Source organism: Staphylococcus kloosii (assembly GCF_032139365.1).
GTDB classification, from domain to species: Bacteria; Bacillota; Bacilli; order Staphylococcales; family Staphylococcaceae; genus Staphylococcus; species Staphylococcus kloosii_A.
The window spans coordinates 1-20,622 of the sequence record NZ_JAVTDB010000090.1 but is presented as its reverse complement, the minus strand read 5'-3'; the positions used below and the strand labels follow the sequence as shown (position 1 = coordinate 20,622).

At 32.4% G+C, this 20,622-nt stretch carries 19 protein-coding genes; 4 read left to right on the top strand and 15 right to left on the bottom strand.

Going from position 1 to position 20,622, the window contains the following annotated elements; all coding sequences use genetic code 11:
* Positions 1-151: 151 nt before the first annotated feature.
* From RPL90_RS12550 to RPL90_RS12500, 11 genes are all read right to left on the bottom strand, one after another.
* Positions 152-1,411, bottom strand: a complete 1,260-nt coding sequence (locus RPL90_RS12550) for an aminoacyltransferase (RefSeq protein WP_313550266.1) — start codon at positions 1,409-1,411, stop codon at positions 152-154.
* A gap of 28 nt (positions 1,412-1,439) precedes the next feature.
* Complete coding sequence (locus tag RPL90_RS12545; RefSeq protein ID WP_313550264.1) at positions 1,440-2,702, bottom strand: aminoacyltransferase; 1,263 nt, start codon at positions 2,700-2,702, stop codon at positions 1,440-1,442.
* Positions 2,703-2,930: 228 nt separating this feature from the next.
* Entirely contained in the window at positions 2,931-3,593 is a 663-nt protein-coding gene (locus tag RPL90_RS12540) for a type 1 glutamine amidotransferase domain-containing protein (protein ID WP_313550261.1), read from the bottom strand.
* Between the two features lie 74 nt (positions 3,594-3,667).
* Positions 3,668-4,402 (bottom strand): tryptophan synthase subunit alpha, encoded by a 735-nt coding sequence (trpA, locus tag RPL90_RS12535; RefSeq protein WP_313550258.1) that lies wholly within the window; start codon positions 4,400-4,402, stop codon positions 3,668-3,670.
* A complete protein-coding gene (gene trpB / locus RPL90_RS12530) occupies positions 4,402-5,610 on the bottom strand; it encodes a tryptophan synthase subunit beta (protein ID WP_313550255.1) in 1,209 nt (402 codons plus the stop codon). Before trpB ends, trpA begins: the two co-directional genes overlap by 1 nt.
* Positions 5,603-6,241 carry a phosphoribosylanthranilate isomerase gene (locus RPL90_RS12525; RefSeq protein WP_313550252.1) on the bottom strand — a complete coding sequence of 213 codons (639 nt, stop codon included), beginning with the start codon at positions 6,239-6,241 and terminating at the stop codon, positions 5,603-5,605. Before RPL90_RS12525 ends, trpB begins: the two co-directional genes overlap by 8 nt.
* Positions 6,238-7,020 (bottom strand): indole-3-glycerol phosphate synthase TrpC, encoded by a 783-nt coding sequence (gene trpC / locus RPL90_RS12520; RefSeq protein ID WP_313550249.1) that lies wholly within the window; start codon positions 7,018-7,020, stop codon positions 6,238-6,240. Before trpC ends, RPL90_RS12525 begins: the two co-directional genes overlap by 4 nt.
* A complete protein-coding gene (gene trpD, locus RPL90_RS12515) occupies positions 7,004-8,017 on the bottom strand; it encodes an anthranilate phosphoribosyltransferase (RefSeq protein WP_313550246.1) in 1,014 nt (337 codons plus the stop codon). Before trpD ends, trpC begins: the two co-directional genes overlap by 17 nt.
* Positions 7,968-8,582 carry an anthranilate synthase component II gene (locus RPL90_RS12510; RefSeq protein WP_313550244.1) on the bottom strand — a complete coding sequence of 205 codons (615 nt, stop codon included), beginning with the start codon at positions 8,580-8,582 and terminating at the stop codon, positions 7,968-7,970. The genes trpD and RPL90_RS12510 overlap by 50 nt, the downstream gene beginning before the upstream one ends.
* Positions 8,579-9,985 carry an anthranilate synthase component I gene (locus RPL90_RS12505; protein WP_313550242.1) on the bottom strand — a complete coding sequence of 469 codons (1,407 nt, stop codon included), beginning with the start codon at positions 9,983-9,985 and terminating at the stop codon, positions 8,579-8,581. Before RPL90_RS12505 ends, RPL90_RS12510 begins: the two co-directional genes overlap by 4 nt.
* 513 nt (positions 9,986-10,498) lie before the next feature.
* Positions 10,499-11,536: a M42 family metallopeptidase gene (locus RPL90_RS12500; RefSeq protein ID WP_313550239.1), complete on the bottom strand. Its 1,038-nt coding sequence runs from the start codon at positions 11,534-11,536 to the stop codon at positions 10,499-10,501.
* A 131-nt stretch (positions 11,537-11,667) separates the two neighbouring features.
* Between RPL90_RS12500 and RPL90_RS12495 the strand changes: the two genes are divergently transcribed.
* Positions 11,668-12,759 (top strand): prephenate dehydrogenase, encoded by a 1,092-nt coding sequence (locus tag RPL90_RS12495; protein ID WP_313550236.1) that lies wholly within the window; start codon positions 11,668-11,670, stop codon positions 12,757-12,759.
* Between the two features lie 67 nt (positions 12,760-12,826).
* Here RPL90_RS12495 and RPL90_RS12490 read toward each other — a convergent pair whose 3' ends face one another.
* Complete coding sequence (locus RPL90_RS12490; protein ID WP_313550233.1) at positions 12,827-13,327, bottom strand: methylated-DNA--[protein]-cysteine S-methyltransferase; 501 nt, start codon at positions 13,325-13,327, stop codon at positions 12,827-12,829.
* 175 nt (positions 13,328-13,502) lie between these two features.
* Here RPL90_RS12490 and RPL90_RS12485 point away from each other — a divergent pair, with 175 nt between their 5' ends.
* Positions 13,503-14,024, top strand: coding sequence for an Ada metal-binding domain-containing protein (locus RPL90_RS12485; RefSeq protein WP_398573871.1), 522 nt, complete (start codon positions 13,503-13,505; stop codon positions 14,022-14,024).
* Positions 14,025-14,062: 38 nt separating this feature from the next.
* On the opposite strand, the gene RPL90_RS12480 is transcribed toward RPL90_RS12485, so the two are convergent.
* Positions 14,063-15,325, bottom strand: a complete 1,263-nt coding sequence (locus RPL90_RS12480) for a Y-family DNA polymerase (RefSeq protein WP_313550228.1) — start codon at positions 15,323-15,325, stop codon at positions 14,063-14,065.
* Positions 15,326-15,558: 233 nt separating this feature from the next.
* On the opposite strand from RPL90_RS12480, the gene RPL90_RS12475 reads away from it, so the two are divergent.
* Entirely contained in the window at positions 15,559-15,744 is a 186-nt protein-coding gene (locus RPL90_RS12475) for a 2-hydroxymuconate tautomerase (RefSeq protein ID WP_061854743.1), read from the top strand.
* A 73-nt stretch (positions 15,745-15,817) separates the two neighbouring features.
* On the opposite strand, the gene RPL90_RS12470 is transcribed toward RPL90_RS12475, so the two are convergent.
* The gene (locus RPL90_RS12470) at positions 15,818-16,801 is read right to left on the bottom strand and encodes an LCP family protein (RefSeq protein ID WP_313550224.1); all 984 of its coding nucleotides are present in this window, start codon (positions 16,799-16,801) and stop codon (positions 15,818-15,820) included.
* Positions 16,802-16,940: 139 nt separating this feature from the next.
* Here RPL90_RS12470 and msrA point away from each other — a divergent pair, with 139 nt between their 5' ends.
* Positions 16,941-17,444 carry a peptide-methionine (S)-S-oxide reductase MsrA gene (gene msrA / locus RPL90_RS12465; protein ID WP_313550223.1) on the top strand — a complete coding sequence of 168 codons (504 nt, stop codon included), beginning with the start codon at positions 16,941-16,943 and terminating at the stop codon, positions 17,442-17,444.
* 432 nt (positions 17,445-17,876) lie between these two features.
* Here the strand turns inward: msrA and mprF are convergent, their stop codons facing one another.
* A complete protein-coding gene (mprF, locus tag RPL90_RS12460; protein ID WP_313550220.1) occupies positions 17,877-20,408 on the bottom strand; it encodes a bifunctional lysylphosphatidylglycerol flippase/synthetase MprF in 2,532 nt (843 codons plus the stop codon).
* Positions 20,409-20,622: the final 214 nt, after the last annotated feature.

Sequence of the window (20,622 nt, the reverse complement as noted above, 5' to 3'; positions counted from 1 at the left end):
CCGAACTAATATGCTAAACCTATAATAGTTTACATAATAAAATTACTGTTACTTATGATATATAAAAAAGCTATATACATATTTAGTTTACATAACATATTTATACACTACTATATAAAAAAACTCACTACAAAAGTGAGTTTTTTTATATTTAACGGTTTAGCTTCTTGCGAACATTGTTTAAAGTATTAAATAACTTATATTTCGTTTTCTTAATTGGCTTGTAAAAATCTCCAATTAACTCTTCTATTTGCACATTAAAACCGCGTTTGAATCTATAAACGCCATAGTCTTCACTATTTTCAGTGAAATCTCCAGACAATCCATAGAAATTATAACGATCGTAACCATGATCAAAGCAATAATTTATCATAAACCAATGCATCATATATGGACCCATAAAACGGTTATATTTTTCAGAAGAACCACCAGAAAAATAGTTAACTTCATAAGCATTAGCAAAGAACACGCCCGAAGCTAAGTTTAATATAGCACCATCAGTTTGTCTCAACTCACTATTTTGTAACAATTCTTTCTTATCATGCTCGATTTGTCTATCTAATTCAGCAATTTTTTTCAATTGCTTGTCAGATTTTTGTTCTTTTTCCATCATTTGATCACGACGATTTTCTTTTTCCGTCAATGCAGCTTGGATGCTATTAATATTTTCATCTAAATCGATATATGCTAATGGTACGAGCACTTTATCACCATAATTATCGATGAAATTATAGAAATAGTCGTCAGTTTTCGATACGAAACCAGCACGTTCTTCAGTTTCTCTATATAGTTCTAAGAAAATGTGGAATTCATCTCTTTCAAGAAATCTCACTTTTATACCATTATTAATTGCCTTGTTAATATTACGTTTTCTTTGACTATCAAATTGCTTTTTCAATGACGCTGGTGTTTCCCCGTCTAAATTGAGTACACCCATCCAACGTACTTGGCTAGATGTATCATATTCAGTAGTGAAACCATGATGTTCGTAGCCATGTGCTTTGAACAGATTTACTAACGCATCATTATTGATTTGCTTTGATAGCGGGTTTATATCTTTATCATAAATTTGATAGATCCAATAAGGGTCCATTTTGACATATAAGCAGTTATGATGCTGCAAATAACTATCTAATTCACGTAGATAATAATCTACTAGACCTAAATCGCTATAATCCATCACTGGGCCACGATTTGAATAATAAACATAACTCCCCATAGTAGGAATTTTCGAGAAAAGACTAGCCGCAATAACTTGATTATTATCATCTTTTAAGCCTAATAGGACAACTTGGAAGCCATCTTCTTCCCTCGTAGCTATACTTTCCTTCACTTGGAAATAATGGCTCTCTAAAGATGGATTTTGTACAAAATTGTCGTATTCTTTAACAGTTAACTCTGTAAATTTCATACTAGCTTAGTTCCCTTCTAATTAGTGTTTACTTGTTTCTATCTTTTAATTTCTTTAGCATTGTGTATATTTTATACATAGGTTTATTGATTGGCTTAATAAAGTCACCTACATATTCCACAACGTCAGCATTAAAACCTTTTTTAAATTTAACTACACCGGCATCTTCAGCATCTTCAGTAAAGTTGCCGCTAATGCCGTAGAAATTATAACGATCAATACCATGTTCTAGTGCATAGTTAATCATCTTCCATTGAATCGCATAACTTCCTGCAAAATGTCTAAATTCATTTGACGTACCACCTGCATAATATACAACTTCAAATGGGTTAACAATAAAGAACGCAGCAGAAATAGGTAATTCATTACCATGTTTAGCTTGAAGTGATTTTGCTTCTTCAATTTTTTGTTCATTTGCTTGCACTTGTTGTTCTAAATTCTCTTTTTTATTATGCGATTTTTTATTATCTGGTCGTTTTTCTATATCTTTAAGTGCTTTATTTAAATCCTTTTCTAACACATTACCTTCTGATTGGAGTTCAGCAATGTAATCATCAAAGTCTATGTAAGCTAACGGAACTAATACACGATCTTTATAATGTCTTAATCGATTGTAATAGAATTTATCTTCTCTATCAAAGAAATCTTTAGATTCAGAAGTATCTTCCATAAATGAACGGAAAATAGGTAATTCGTCTTCCTCTAGAAATCTTACTTTAACACCATTTTTTTGTACCTTTTTAGTATTACGTTTACGTAAGCTATCCATACCATTCAACACATCTTTTGCAGTTTTGTTTTTCAAATCCAATACTGAATGGAAACGTATTTGAATAATGGGATCAAAGCCAGTCATAAATCCTTGATGTTTATAGCCTAATTGTTTAAATTTATCGAAAATCCAATCATTGCCCGCATTTTCGATAAATTCACCGTCATGGTTTAAATACTGATATGGTAAGTAAGGATCTACTCTAAAGTATAATGCATTGTTTTTCTTTAAGTATTTGTCCAGCTCATTAAAGAAATAATGTACTAATTCTTTGTTATCAAAATCTATTACCGGCCCACGGTTAGAATAGAAATATTTGAAAAATTTCATTACAGGCACTGCTGTTAGTAAACAAGCAGCTATAACTTCGTTATCATTATTTTTAACACCAACTAAATGTGTTTCTGTACCTTCAGCGATTTTAAGTTCATAATTACCCACCATCTGTGTAAAGTGGCTATTATTCATTTTATCTGCAAATGCGCCAAACTCAGTTGACGTTAAATTGGTAAATTTCATATTTGTTTACTCCTAATTCATCATTAATTCATCCAGGTGATTCTTTTAAATCTTGTTTATTATACAATATTAATAAATAAAACAAAATTAATACCACGGATTTTCACTGAACTAATTTTAATTTTTTAATTAATATATGTAATGTACATTTACTATTTCTATTATACCATTTATACAAGCTTAACAAACAAAAAGAGCTGGATTCAAAAATCCAACTCTGAAAATTAATTATTTTTGTAATGCATCTCTAAGTGCTTCGCCTACAGCTTCACTTGATTGGGGATTTTGACCTGTAATAAACAAGCCGTCTTCTTCTACGTGAGATATGAAATTATCTGTAGTAATAAATTTCGCACCTTGTTTTTCAAGTTCAGTTTGAGTTAAGAAAGGCACTTTTTCTTCAAGTCCCATTGCTCTCTCTTCTTCGTCTGTAAATGAAGTAAGTGTCACGCCATTCACTAAGAAGTTACCTCTATTATCTTTCGCACCTACAAATGCGCTTGGTCCATGACATACAGAAGAAATAAATTTATTTTGATCTTTAAAATCAGCGATTAATGATGCCAATGCTTGATTGTGACCAAAGTCGAATACTGTACCGTGACCACCTGGTAAATAAACTGCATCGTAGTCTTCGACTTTTACATCTTCAATACTTGGTACATCTTTAATCTTTTCAACAAAGCTTGCGTACTTATTTAATTCATCGTTTTGAGTAGAATTGTCATCTATTGGTACAGAACCGCCCTCGATAGATACTAAGTCTACATCAATGCCTGCTTCAGTTAGCACTTCATAGGGTACACTAGCTTCTTCTAACCAAAGACCTGTTTGTGAACCATCATCATAATGACTTCTACTTGTTAGTATAAATAATACTTTTTTACTCAAATTAAGTCACCTCTATAATTGACATATATTTTATGGTTCTTCATTCTACAGCTTACGACATCATAAATAAAATATTATGCTTGTTGATCTAGCGTGTTTCTTATACTTTGTAAATAGTTAACAGTATTTTCTAGATTGTCATTTTGAAAACGTCTCACAATTTCACTGCCAATTACTACGCCATCTGCGACTTCAGCAATATCTGAAACATGTTCTGGCGTTCTTATACCAAAACCAGCTACTACAGGAACGTTAGCAATATCTTTAAGCCGTTGAATTTTTTCTTTTAATTGTGGATGGAATTTACCATTTTCTCCTGTTGTCGCATTCATCGTTACTGTATAAATAAATCCTTCGGCACTGGCTGAAATTTTATTAATTCTTTCATCAGCTGTAGTCATCGCCACTAAGGATATCACTTTCACCGAACTACTTTTATGTCTCGCTTTAATTTGCTCAACTAATTCATAAGGTAAGTCTGGAATAATTAAACCGTAAACACCTGCATCCTCACAAGCTTCAAAAAATGCATCCTCACCATAGTGATTAATAATATTATAATAAGTCATTAATACGTAGTCACTATTAATCTGTTGTTGATGTTTTGTTAACTCATCCAAAATAATTTGAATATTCATACCTTCTTGTATAGCTTTATTTCCAGCTTCCATAATAACAGGTCCATCTGCTACAGGATCTGAAAAAGGTACTCCTATTTCTATTATGTCTGCGCCTGCTTCGCTTAATGTTTTAACATTTTGAATAAAATTCTTATTACCCATTACATAAGGTATAAATAATTTTGACATTAAGCTTCACCTCTCTCTTGTATATACTTTCTTATCGTCTCCATATCTTTATCACCACGACCAGATACTGTCACTACTAGAATTTCGTCTTTAGCCATTTGTGGTGCAAGTTTTTCAACATAACTTAGCGCATGTGCACTTTCAATTGCAGGAATAATACCTTCTAATTTAGTAAATTTAACTAATGCATCCATCGCTTCTTTATCACTCGCTGTCGGATATTGAACCCTACCTATGTCTTGATAATATGAATGTTCTGGTCCTACACCTGGATAATCTAATCCCGCAGAAATAGAATGTGCCAATTGCACTTGGCCATTATCATCCTGGATAAGGTACATTTTCGTACCATGCAAGACTCCAGTCGAACCTTTATTAATAGCTAATGCGTGCTTATCTGTCTCTTCACCCTTACCAGCTGCTTCAACACCGTATAATTTCACATCATCTTTAATAAATGGATAAAACGTTCCGATAGCGTTTGAGCCACCGCCAACACATGCGACAATAGCGTTAGGTAATCGTCCTTCAGCAGTAGTTATTTGTGCTTTAATTTCATTTCCTATGACACTTTGAAAATCTCTTACCATCGTTGGAAATGGATCTGGTCCTAGGGCAGAACCTAAAAGATAATGTGTATCGTCGACGTGACTGACCCAATATTGTAATGCTTTATTTACCGCATCAGACAAAGTTCCTTGTCCTTCTTCTACTGATTCGACTTTGGCACCGAGTAATTCCATACGGAAAACATTAAGTGATTGTCTTTGAATATCTTCTTTCCCCATAAACACTACTAATTCCATGTCAAACAATGCTGCAACTGTGGCGCTTGCTACGCCGTGTTGTCCTGCGCCTGTTTCAGCTACGAGTTTTTTCTTACCCATACGTTTAGCAAGTAATGCTTGCCCTAACGCATTATTTATTTTATGTGCACCTGTGTGATTTAGATCTTCACGTTTCAAGTAAATCTTAGCACCACCTAATTCTTTAGTATAAGCATTTGCAAAAGTTAATGGTGTTGCTCTTCCTACATAATCTTTTAAATAGTAGTCAAGTTCTTGTTGGAATGATGGGTCTTCTTTTGCCTCTTTATAAGCCTGTTTTAATTCAATAATTGCTGGCATTAACGTTTCTGGGACATACTGACCACCGAATTCACCGAAAAAGCCAAATTCATCTACTTCTGTTTGTATATTTTTATTCATCAATATCCCTCTCTTTTACTAAGTCAATAATATTTCTCATTTTTATTAAATCTTTGCTGCCATTTGTTTCTATACCACTAGCAATATCATAACCGCTATGATTTAACGCTAATTCGTTAATTTTATTAATATTGTCATAGTTAATGCCACCAGCTATTAAAAAGTTATAACCTTTAATATTACGTAATTTGTCCCAATTAAAATGCTTACCAGTGCCACCGTAATTTTCTGACGGTGTATCTATAATAAATAAATCTATATGATTGTTATATAATGCTAATTGTTGTAATAATACTTTTTCATCTTGTGCTGGTAATGCTTTAATAATTTTGAGTTGTGGATGTAAAGTACGTATTTCCTTTATTAAAGCTAAAGATTCCATGCCATGTAATTGAATTGTAGTTAGTGAGGTTTCAGCTACTAAATCGTTAATTTGTTCGATGGTTGGGTTAACGACAATAACGACAATTTCTTTATCATTTGGAATATTTTCTGTTAAACGGCGAATTTCTTTTACAGTAACAAAGCGTTTACTTTTAGCGTAATGAATGAAACCTAATGCATCACAGTTTAAATTTTCAGCTAGCTTTACATCTTCCAATGTTCTAAAACCACAAAATTTTAATTTCATACTTTTGCCTTTTTCAATTTTAAACTAGGTAAAAATGCGCTTAGATTATCACTTTTCATTAACGATTCGCCAATTAGTAAACCGTCTATTTTAGAATCGACAACCGATTCAACGTCCTCTACTGTATGAATGCCACTTTCAGAAATGTAATAATAACCATCTTTACGTTCTTTTAAAATTTCATTGGTATGTTGGACATCTGTAACAAAACGTTTTAAATCACGATTATTAACCCCAATAATTTCTGGATCTAATTTATAAGCACGTGTTAATTCTTCTTTATCATGGACTTCGACTAATGCTTCTAAATTTAAAGATTGCGCATAATCATAAAGTTCTCTTAATTGTTCATCTGTTAAAACATTGACGATTAATAAAATGATAGATGCCCCTGCTTTTTTTGCTACGTCAATCTGAATAGGATCCACGACAAAATCTTTACATAATACTGGCAGCTTTGTTTGTGTCGTTAAACTTTGTAATCTTTCATAACTACCACCAAAATATTTTTCATCTGTTAAAATAGATACAGCATTTGCACCATTGGCTTCATAGTCTTTAACTTGTTGTTCTAAATCTTTAGCTGGTAGTTCTGGTAATGATGGACTTTTGGATTTTATTTCAGAAATCACGACTAATTCATCTGAATTATCCATGCTTTCTTTAAAGGTTGGTTTTGACGATACGTCTACTTCTTTAAGCTCTTGTAATTTCTTGTCATAATAGCCATTCGCTAATAATTCTCTTTTATATTCTACAATCTCATCTAGAATAGTCATATAATTGTCCTCCCATTTTTTTATATTGTTCTAATGCTGCGCCATTAATAATTAACGCTCTTGCTTTATCAACGCCTGCCTGAATCGTGTCAACTTGTTCAGACACATACAGTGCGATGCCAGCGTTCAATATTGCGACATCTCGTTTCGCTGATTGTTCTTTACCACTTAATATATCTAAAGTAATTGTTAAGTTTTCTTGTGCTGAGCCACCAACTAATAGATCGTTTGATGCGTATTTTAAACCTAAATCTCGTGCGTTTAATGTGTATTTTTTAATCATACCGTCTGATATTTCATAAATAATATTTTCTCCGGATAATGTAGCTTCGTCCATACCATTTGCACCATGTAAGACAATCGCTCTTTTTCTTCCTAGATCCGCTAAAGTTTGAGCAATCTTATCTAGTTTCGTAGCGTCATAAACACCCATCACTTGATAATCTAATTTAAACGGATTAATTAACGGACCAGTAATATTAAAAATTGTTGGTGTCGCAATCATTTTTCTAATAGGTTGAATGTTTTTCATTATTGGATAAGTTTCCGTTGCACTTAAGAATGCCAATCCTTTGTCATCAATATATGCAGCTGTTTCTTCCACTTTTTGCGTTTTAATATTCATCGCATTTAACAAGTCCGTACTACCTGATGAAGATGTCACGCTTCTATTTCCATGTTTAATAACTGGCACACCTGCACTTGCAACGATAAAAGAAACTGTAGTAGATATATTAAAACTATTTGATCTATCTCCACCCGTACCACAGACGCAAATGCTTCCTTTATATTGTGGCTGTTCATCGTACATACTGTTGATTAAACTTCTAGAGATAAAAGTAAGTTCACTTTGTGTAAATTCCCTAGCCGAGAAACGTTGTAACATGTCTAATTTTTTGTCGTCAGAAGTATCGTCAGCTATAAGCAATTGAATAAAATTTGTCATTTCAGTTTGATTTAGCGGGTTTTGCTGTTGTAGTTTTGTTAATAGTTCCATCTTGATTGACCTCCCCTGCTATAATTAAGAAATTGTTAATAATGTGTTCACCAAAATCCGATGCAAATGATTCGGGATGATATTGGATGCCATAATGTTTATTTGTACGATGCTCAAATGACTGTATACAATCTGGTGTTTCACCTGTAATGATTAAATCGTCTGGCAAGGATTGTGAATCACTTACTAATGAATGATAACGCATAATGTTAGAATATTCTGACACCCCAGCGTATAAATGAGTATTTTTAAGGATTTGCATACTATCCACTTTGCCGTGTTTGATTTCATCGCCTTGAATAACTTTGCCACCGTAATAACACGTTAATGCTTGCGCGCCTAAACAGACACCTAAAATAGGTTTATCTTTATAATGTTCTATTATATTTAATAAATGATTATTATCTAACGGGTGACCTGGCCCTGGTGAAATAATCACTGCTGTTACATCCAAGTTATAAACATCACTGTCATCAGGGTATTTTACGATGACGTCATTTTTCTTTGCTATAATATCGACTAAGTTATAAGTAAAAGAATCATAATTATCAACTACTAAAATCATGGTGCTACCTCCAATAAACTTTTAGCTTTTAGTTTCGTTTCAGCTAATTCCTTTTCTGGTGTTGAATCATAAACGACACCACAACCTGCTTGAACATTAACGTACTCATTATCAATCATCATCGTTCTAATAGCTAATGCAAAATCTAAATCGTGATTGCAGTTAATATAACCAATACCGCCACTATATACGCCTCTCTTTTCTGGTTGTACTTCGTATATTCTTTGTATTGCCCTTAATTTAGGCGCTCCAGATACTGTACCTGTTGGTAATAAACTTGCAACGACTGACATCGGTGAATAGTTTGTTTTTAATTTACCAGTTACTTCACTGACGATATGCATAACATGTTCATAACGTTCAATCGCCATTAATCTTCTTATTTCTGAGGTGCCTGCTATGCTCACTCTGTGAATGTCATTTCTGCCCAAATCGACTAACATACTATGTTCACTTAATTCTTTTTCATCTTTTATTAACAATTGCTCGTTTTCAATGTCTTCTTCCTTCGTCGCGCCACGTTTAATCGTTCCAGCTATAGGATTTGTAATCACTGTATCTCCGTGTACTTTCACAAAGCTTTCAGGAGAACTTCCTACAATAATTGGTTCTTCCATATTAATAAAATACATATAAGGACTTGGATTTTGACGTTTTAATTTTTGATACATTTGATACGCTAAAGTTTGTAGTTGATTGTCAAAATGATGTTTATAACTATAAATAATCGATGGTACGACTTGAAACATATCACCTTGTTGAATTAATGTTTTTAAATAAGCGACCGTATCCATGAACGATTGTTCAGTCATGTTAGTTTTGATTGTTTTATCTTGCTGTTCAAAATTTATTATTTCAGGATAAATTGATAATTCTTTTAATTCAGCAATTCTATGACTAATGTTTTCTTCCATTTCCTCTGCGCTACGGTTAGAAAATAAATTGGATGCTACTACATATAAATATTCTTTATAATGATCAAAAATGTATACATCTTCTATCATGTAAAAATGAGCATCATGTTGTTGGTGATCTTGCAATGCGATTTGTTGTAAAATTGGGAATTCGTGTCTTACTAAATCAAAACTACAAGAGCCAACAAAGCCAGAAACAAATGGAATATCTTGTAACTCTTCATCTTCAACGTCTGCTTTATATTGATCTATATAGTCTTTCATTTTTGCGTATGGTTGTTCATTTTCCACTACTTTATTATCTTTAGTTTGAATATTCAGTGTGTCATTATCTAAAGTTAATGAACCATAAGTATCAAAAATAACGAATGAATAACGACCTTTAAGCTGTGATTGATCTGCACTTTCTAAGATGATTTTTTTATCTCTTAAACGAGCGAATGCTTCTGGTGTAACTTCAGCATTTAACTTTTTAAATTTTATTTGCATTACTTTTCCCTCCTAATAAAAAAACGTCAACATCCTTAACTTTCGTAAGGACGCTGACGCGCGGTGCCACCTGTATTAGTTTGATTATTTAAATATCAAACTCTCTCATCATCAATATTCAACTGTGCTTCAACAAAACCCAATTTCGAATAATATGAGTGTTAGTTTCCATCAACCACTAACTTTCTGCAAGCTACTCAATACAATCTACTACATTTTGTTTGCTAATTTTTAATTTTTGTTTATCAATATAAAAAAGACACCACAATAAACGCATTTCTGTAAGGACGCGTTACCGTGGTGCCACCTTAGTTAACAATAATTGTTCACTTTAAATTATAAAATTGTATTTAAAAGCCCAATTCGTCACATAAGTTGTGCTAATTTCCATCAACCATTAGCTTTCTTTGTGCTACAAGTTTATGTGCTACTTAATTCTTTTAAATATTTTGCTTTAAAAGTAATTAATTAGCATAATAACCTGATTATTTTTATTTGTCAAACAAAATTTTATTATTCTTTAATCGGTGATAAGCAATAGGCATACAATAACCGAGCTGTAGCTTCTAATGATTCTATATGTGTGCGTTCCATGGCATGTGATGACTCGATGCCTGCACCAAATAGTCCATGTCGAATATTGGCACCAGCTCTTAATGCTGCCGAAGCATCGGAATTATAATAAGGATATATATCAACTTTATGAGGTATATCATTTATTTTACATAAATTAACTAAGTGTTCACGTAACCCTTTATGATATGGTCCCGAACTATCTTTAGCACAAATTGATACCGTATATTCATCTGAAGTTTGGCCGTCACCTAATGCTCCCATGTCAAAGGCGATGTATTCAACGATTTCGTCGTCGATAGAGGCGTTTGCACCATAACCTATTTCTTCGTTATTTGAAATATAAAATTGTGTCGTATGTGGTAATGTCGTATTATCTGCTTTCAATTTCTCTAACAATTCCATAATCATGGCAACGCTAGCTTTGTCGTCTAAATGACGAGATTTAATATAACCTGATTGCGTTACAACTGTACGTGGATCAAAGCTTACGAAATCTCCTACTGCTATGCCTAAATCTTCTGTTTCATCTTGACTATTAACTTTCTCATCTAAGCGTACTTCCATATGTTCGGCATCTCTTGGAATTTCGTTATTATTGCTATAGACGTGCACACTAGTTTCATGCATACAAATAGTACCAGTATATGTTTGGCCATTACTCGTTTCTATTTCACAATATTCACCTTCGATAGCATTAAAATGAAAGCCACCTATTAAACTTAATGCTAATCTTCCATCTTCTTTAATTTCTTTAACCATGGCGCCTAATGTATCGACGTGCGCAGTAATACAGCGTTGTTGTTGTTCATTACTACCCTTCACAGTAATTATTAACGCACCTTTATTTGTAATTTCAGTTTGATAACCTAATTTTTGTGCATGTGAAGCAACATAATCAATTGCTTTTTGCGCATTACCTGATGGACTGCTAATTTGTGTTAACTGTGAGATTGTTTCAAAAATTGAATTTGCCATTTCACTTTACCCCCTTATGTTATATTTATATTTTAACTTTTTAACGTTTAAATTGATACATATTGCATATTCAATGCTGCTACTATACACTATTATTATTCTAAAAACTTAGACAGAGGTGCTTCGACATTATGAAACACATACTTTTTGTAGGCTTAGGCCTTATTGGTGGTAGCTTAGCTAGCAATTTACGTTATTATCATGATGATATTGAAATCACAGCTTATGACGCAGATCCTTCTCAATTAGATAAAGCATTGTCTATTGGTATTATCGATCATCAAGCAACGGATTACCAAGCTAGCGTAGAGCAAGCTGACATCATTATTTATGCTACGCCTGTTCAACAAACAATTAAATATTTGCAAGCATTACCAAATTTCAATACTAAGCGCGATGTCATCGTAACTGACACCGGTAGTACAAAATCAACAATTCAACAGTACGAAACGTTTTTATTAGCACATCATATTCACTTAATTAGTGGTCATCCAATGGCGGGTAGTCATAAATCTGGCGTGTTAAATGCTAAAAAACATTTATTTGAAAATGCTTTTTATATTTTAGTGCACAATGAAACAGCAAATGATGAAGCGGCAACGACCATTCAACAATTATTATCGACAACAGATGCTAAATTTATTTCTACCAATGCCGAAGAACATGATTTTGTTACTGGCATTGTTAGCCACGTACCGCACATTATTGCATCAGCATTAGTTCACTTAAATGCCAATCATATTTCTGATTCTGCTTTAGTTAAAACTTTAGCAGCAGGTGGTTTCCGTGATATTACTAGAATTGCTAGTAGTAATCCAATTATGTGGCGTGATATTACCATTGAAAATAAAGCAACAATTCTTAGATTATTAAAAGAATGGAAAAATCAAATGTCTAGTATTATTGAGTTGATAGAAGAAGATAATCCTGAAACATTATATAATTTTTTCAATGACGCTAAGATATATAGAGATGAATTACCCCTTAAATCACAAGGTGCACTATCTATCGAGTATGATTTGTATGTTGATATTCCGGATAAGCCGGGTATGATTAGTCAAGTTACAAGTATCTTAAGTTTACATAATATTTCTATAAGCAACATAAGAATATTAGAAGTACGTGAAGATATTTATGGCGCATTACGTGTAAGTTTTAAAAGCCCTGAAGATAGAAAGCAAGGCGCTGAAGCGTTGAGTGATTTCGAAACTTATATCGCATAACCAAATTCCATTAAATGATTGCACTACGCGTTAAGGCTGAGGTTCCCTTTAAGTACCTCAGCCTTTTTTATTTTTGCCCTTTTTCAATTGTTAGCAGTCTTTCTTTCATGACCTCTCCACCTCTATAGCCTCGTAACTGTCCGTCTTTACCTATAACACGGTGACACGGTATAACGATCAACAATGGGTTTTTGGCAATTGCTGTGGCAACGGCTCTAATTGCCTTTGGTTTGCCTATAGCTGTGGCAATCTCACTGTATGTTCGCGTTTCACCGTAAGGGATCTTTAATAGTTGCGTCCATACTTGCCGTTGAAATTCAGTGTGCTGATAATTCATATCTATGACGAATTCAAATGCTTGTTTTGTGCCATTAAAATATTGACGCAGTTCTTGCAAATAAGTTGTTAAATACGCTTCATTTTCTTCGATATTTACTTCTTCATGAATGATTTGACTTAATATCTCATCACTATCTATTGTACTGATAAAACGTAATCCACGCTGTGTGGCGTATACTTTTAAAAACACATCATCAAACCATATTTTCGCGGCATATAATTTTTGCATATTACTTCCTCCCTACTTTGTAATTACTAAATATTAACATTATCATTTGTAAAACTCATCAATATCAACGGTTTTAGTAATCAAAGCGCAAGATTAGGCTATTATTTTATGTTACACTTTTTGCGAGGTGATAATATTGAGTAAACTTAATCTTATACAATCGAGATGAAATGATATAAAAATTAATAATAGCAATGCCGACGATCAATTTATTTATGCTGTCAAATCTACGATGATTTTCTGTAAACCATCATGTTCTGCCAAGTTACCCAAGAAAGAAAACGTAACGCTTTATAACGATTATAATGATGCTATAGCAGCTGGTTATAGACCTTGTAAAAAATGCAATCCGACAGGTTATTTTACCGATAAAGAAGAATGGTGTATACAAATTAAAAATTACATCACCCGTTATTACCACCAACATGTAACGTTGGAGGCGTTGGCCAATCATTGTCATGGTTCTATTTATCATCTATCTAGAGTATTTAAAGAATTAGAAGGAATGACAATTATAAATTATTTGCATCTTGTAAGAACGACTGAAGCTAAAACATTATTAGCCGATCCAACGTTAGACTTAAATACTATTGCGTTAGCAGTTGGTTATAAAAATGCTTCTCAGTTTATTAAAAAATTCAAACTCTATTTTCAGCTCACACCACATAAATTTCGTCAGCAACTTACTAAGCTGTAAAATTTTTGTCGATGATGATACCCTTTCTAGATTTATTATTACATCTTATGTCCAGCCATTAGACCTAGACGACCATGTTTTGTTCCCGCATCCGTATATGATACTGCCCTTGAAACAATGCCTTTACCATACTTATTATGCAAATTATCGATTGTTTTAGCTAATTTTTCAATTCGTCTACGTTCATATTCATCAATAAACAAGTCTAATTGTCTATTGTGCTCATCTACAAAATTCGTTAACGAAACACTTAAAGTGCGATACAACGCTGATTTATCACATAGCTCATCAGCAAATTTTTCCACCACGGCTATAATGTCATTTTCTAAATTTGTTGGAGTGCCTAATGTATATTGTTTGTTGACGCCACCTTCATCGCTATAACCAAAAGAAAAGTGAATCGTGCGTGCTAATTGATTGCGTGCCCTCACACGGCTCGCTACATCTTCAATTAATTCTTTCATGACTACTTTCGTTTCATCATATTTATAATCGCGCATCAAAATTTGACTCTTACATATTGAGGGATTGCCGGCAATATATTTTTCTCTAATTTTACTATGGTCAATGCCATTCGCATGTAAGTGTAAATCAACACCTATAATGCCTAAATCTCTTTTTAAATATTGATAAGGATAATTGGCTAAATCTCCAATCGTAAAAATACCTCTTTTATTTAATTTTTTTTCAGTTCGTCTATTTATCCCCCAAAATTTACTCAATGGTTGTATTGGCCATAATTTATGGGGAATATCTTGATAACGCCATTCCGCTATCTTAGACTCGATATATTTTGCCTCAACATCCATTGCTACCTTACTCAATAAAACATTTGAACCTACGCCGATTGTACAATCAATCCCTGTCTCTTCTTTTATTTCTTTTTGTAATTTTTCACAAAACGAACGTATGGTCGTACTAAATCTGTGATAACTATCTGTAATATCCATAAAAAACTCGTCAATACTATATTGATGCAAATCTTCTGGTGGTACATAACGTAATGCAATTTGTGATATCTTCACTGATACTTCTAAATATTTGCGCATACTTGGATTAATAATATAAACATCATTGCGATGCGGAATTTCAAATAATCTTGACCCTGTTTTAATCCCTAACGCTTTTAATTCAGGTGTCGCAGCTAAAACAACTGACCCTTGTCGCTTCGTATCAGCGACGACTGCTAGTTTAGTTTGCAATGGATCCAATCCCTTTTGTAAGCATGATACACTCGCAAAAAAACTCTTTTGATCGATACACAAAACGTCTCTCTCTTCTAACAAATTATAATCATACATATAACTAACCTCCCACAAAACAGAACGTATGTTCGTTATAAATTATAAAATATTTTTACCAATAAATCAAATGGTAATTTAGTAACAAATTATGAGTGAATATTTATATATTCACTGGACTATCTGTCGTAATAAAGAAGTAAATTACTAAATATTAGGGCGCTAATTTTTAGATTAAGTTCTTAGTTAATTCGTGCTATACTTTGTTCAACTCATAAAAAGGAGGCTTTTATATGCCGATTGTTAACGTAAAATTATTAGAAGGACGTTCTGATGAACAACTTAAAGATTTAGTATCAGAAGTAACAAATGCTGTAGAGAAAACGACGGGTGCAGACAAAAATGCGATCCATGTTGTCATTGAAGAAATGAAAGCTGCTCACTATGGTGTAGCTGGGGTAAGGAAAGCAGATCAATAATATTTAACAACTGTTGTTACATACAAATTAAAAACCCGAGCTACAGTACTCAAAACTGTAACTCGGGTTTTTATTAGTTATTCAAAAACGCTTTAGCTGCTTTTTTATTCGCTGCTTTATCTATTTGTAAAGCACTACCATCTGTTGGAGATTGGTAATCTTGGTACGTATTTTGAATAGGTAACGTTTTAGATTTTACATCTTTATCGCCACGCAAACCAAAATTCATTCCCGTTTGAATTAAAGCAGAATCTGGCATATTCGTATTTAAGTAACCTCTTAAGATACCTGCCACTTTCGGTAATTTAGGAAAAGTACTCGGACTAACTAATTGTTTCTTCAAGGTCTGCATTACTTGTTGCTGACGTCGTACACGACCAAAGTCTCCTTCAGCATCGTGTCTGAAACGTGCGTAACCGAGTAATTCTTTACCATTTAATTTATGTTCACCTTTTTTCAATGATACGCCAATATTAGCCGACATATCTTTCTCGACATCTATTGGTACACCATTAGGTTCTAACTCATCTATCATTTTTTCAAATCCAGTAAAGTCTAAAATGGCATAATATTCTGGATCAATGTCTAAATTCTTTTTCAATGTTTGTCTTAATAACTCTGGACCACCAATTGAATAAGCTGAATTAATCTTATGCTTACCATGGCCAGGAATATCTGCGTATATATCACGCATAACAGACATCATTTTCATCTTTTTATGAATGTAATCGTATTGAGCAATCATAATGGAGTCAGTTCTAGAAATACCACCTTGCTGTTTATCTGCCCCCAATACCATGATTGTAATCTTCCCATCATTTTTAGCAGCACCGTTAAATTTGTGCTGTTTCAAAGTTTTACCATGATTTTTAGCATACTGTATACCTGAATTATAACCATGTACTGCATAACCAATTAAAATGGCAAAAGCAATTACTATAATTAAAATAATAAAAGGTAATTTTCTAACTTTCTTTTTCTTTTTTGTGCGCCTCGGCGGAGGCGTGTGCGATGTTTCTTCACTGCTTATCTCTGTCTTATGCTTATCTTCGCTCATATATTATCAACCTTATATCTTCAAAATTACGAATCTATGTACTATAATTAATACATATTAAAGTTATATAAAATTTGTGTAAAAATCAAGTACTTTCTAAATAAATCAGACTTAGGGCCAATACGAAAGGATGTTAAACATGAATATAAATAAGGCGTATTTCGCCGGAGGTTGCTTTTGGTGCATGGTGAAACCTTTTGATACATTTGAAGGGATAGAAAAAGTAACTTCAGGGTACATGGGTGGTCATGTTGAAAATCCAACTTATGAACAAGTAAAAACAGGTAATACTGGTCATTATGAAACAATAGAAATCGAATATGATGTCGCGTTATTTTCTTATAATAAATTATTAGAAATCTTTTTCTCAGTCATTGACCCTACTGATGATGGCGGTCAATTTCAGGACAGAGGTTCTCAATACCAAACAGCAATTTTTTATACAAACGATCATCAACAACAACAAGCTGAAGCATATATAGCACAAATGAAAAATACAATAGATAAAGACAAAGCTATTGCCACTAAAATTTTGCCTGCTACGCCATTTTATAAAGCTGAAGACTATCATCAAGATTTTTATAAGAAAAATCCAGAACGCTATGCTAAAGAACAAGAACAACGACAAAAATATAATAATTAATGCATAAAGAAGGTAACCAAAAATGAAAATAGGTTGCCTTCTTTATGTCGTATAAAATTCAAGTTTTACTCAATATATATAACTAACCACTAAATGATAAAATATTACAATATACTCAAAACACCTTTAATATCGATATTGAGAACGCTCTCTATAATTGGTATATTATGCATATGCCAAACTTTCAAGCTGTTAGGCAAACTTCATATAGTTAGTTTATTATAGTTAAATTTAATGATGGTATTCATAACGTTAACTGTACAAGCATTATTACGACGTAAGCAATCAAAAAAGAGACTAAGCCATAATAAGCTTAGTCTCTTTTAAATTAGTTTTACTAACTTAAAAGTAACTAACTCTATTTGTTTTAAAAAGTAGGGAAACGTATATGACTTTAAGCATGTTTCTCTACTTTTTTTCTATAGCAATAGTTTATATTTTGGGGTTTTTACGAATAACACGCATAACTTTTAACATACTTAACCATAATGAACGATGTTTCCGATACACTAAAAATCTTGCTTCCCATTCAGGTTTAAATTTTTCTTTATATCGACGTAAGCCTTGGAAGCGGTATAAGCCATTAAAATGCTCGAATACGCGACCAGCAATACGTTCCCCAGTATATGAGAATGGTACTTGTCCTACATTTGATAATGTGGCCATTCCCATATTAAAACGTTTATACCCTTGTTCTTTAGACCATAACAGCATGTGTAAATATAACGCATCCATAAGTGGTAATTCTATCTCTGGATTCCAACGAATTAAATCTACCGAAATCGTCTCATTATAATAAGTTGGCATGAGACTACAAAATGCTATTGGTTGTTGTGATTCATTTCTAATAATACCAATAGGCGCTTTATTTAAATAGTCCTCAGTAAAGGAACCTACCGAAAAATGCATCTCTTGACGCCCCTCTAGCCAATTGTTACTGATTTCCTTTAAAGCATTTAACAACGTGCTATTAAACGGTGGTGTCAATACTTCAAAAGTCATGTTCATATCACTTAACTTATTTAATGTCGCACGTAAACCACGTCGTTTTTTACCAGCAGTCGTAAACGTTTCTAAATCAATCAATGCTTCTTCACCTAATTTGAAAAATTGATTGCCAAAATTATGATATAACGACAAGTATTTTTCTGAAACTTGATAGAAAATAATATCATAGCCGATATAATGTGCATTACTGTAAAAATTAATAAGTAGACTATTAAAGTTTTTTTCGTCTCCAATTGGATCACCTAAAATGACATAAGCGTTATTAATCGTACGATACATTAAAAACGCTTGTTGACTATCATCTATAAAAAATTGTTTATCGCCACTATACATTAAATGACTTAAATAGTTACCACCGTATGTTTCAACAATACTTTCACATACTGAAAAACTTTGCTCATTCTCTTTAAGTTTAATTTTACTTTCAAAGTACCAGACTATACCACCTACGATAATGGCAATAACTAACACAGTAATCCAAAAATAATATCTTAAAATTGAAGTATCTACTTCTAATTTATAAACGTCCAACGTATGAAGTGTTTGATAAATGATAATATGATTAATAAATAACACAAAACCACTAATTAAAAACATATAAAATAATTTCACATAACTGAATTTTCTTTTTAATATTTTAGAACGCTTATAGAACACGACAAGTAGTACAAACATAACTGCTAACCATGTTAATAAGATAAACGATGCATAAGTGTATATTGTTACTAAAACGATTAATAATAACGAAATAATTGAAAATAAAATCGCTCTTTTAGATAAACTATAAACACCTATCACATTTAAAAATAATAATAAGCAAGCACATGTATGCACAGATACAATAATATAATATACATAATGATTAGCAGCATACAAGCCATCGTAAATAATAGTAATATTATTTAAAAAGAATAAGATACTTGTAAAGAACAGTAAAATTGCTATCGCGAAAGATGGAATACGTGATAAAAAATCCTTTTGATATGATTTAAATAGAGAGCCAAAATCTTGCATAGGCACAAAAATCTTAGATTCTTCAAAATAACGTCTTGCAGTCGTTTTAAATTCAAAGATAGTTAAAATTAACGCAATGAGTAATGGGAAGAAATAATAAACAAAACGATATAATAGCAACGCTAAGACAATCTTTTCTTCTCCAATGTTTAAAGATTTTAAGCCTAAAATAATAACTAAGTCAAATGCACCAAAACCACCCGGAATAAAACTTACTAATCCTGAAATTGCGGCAATAATAAAAACGCCCATAAAAATATTGAACGGGACATGTACATTTACGATAAGCAGTGCCAAGTATAAAACGAAAGCGGCAGCAAACCATTCGCAGCTAGATACGAGAGTGCAATATAAGCCTAAAAATTTCTGATTTGCTTGAACTGGTTTAGCTATCGTAAAAATAATAAATATTGGTAAAAATAACGCTACGACATAAAGCGCCCATTTAACCCATGGAAAGGACTCAAATAAGTGTTGAACGTTAAAAATATGCACGACAACAAATATAGATAACAAACTTAATCCTGTTAACATAGATATTAATACAACAGAAATCTTTTGTACTAAATATTTTTTCTCGTTTGTATAATTTTTGTACACCAAATATCTGACAGTTGCACCGATAAAACCACCAAAGCCAATGACGGCATTGAAGGCATTAATAATATAACCAACTCGTATTGTTTTCCAAATAGACATCGATGTTTTAAGTGATTTATTTAAAATAACATCATAGATGGATAAAATAATCATTGATGCCCCACCACTTAAAAATAGCAACACTAACCAAAAACGATCAATTTTACCAAATGCAATAAATGTTTGTTTGAAATTAATATTTACTAATTCTTTATGCAAATTAAAAATAACGATAACGAGTAATACAATAGCAAATATTACTTTAAGAATCGTGAAAATTTTACTTCTTAGCTCTTTAGTCATAATTATCCTTCAGCCCTCAGTCGTTCTTATAATTTATAAAAAATATAGCATATAATCTTAGTTGTGTGTATATAAAATTGGGATATAACAAAATTGTTATACGCACACATATTACTATTAATTTAAATTTAAGAATAAAGTCTATACAAATTATTTCTTTTATTAATGTATAAATACCAATAAATCTTAGACAGCAAACAATTATATTACAAAA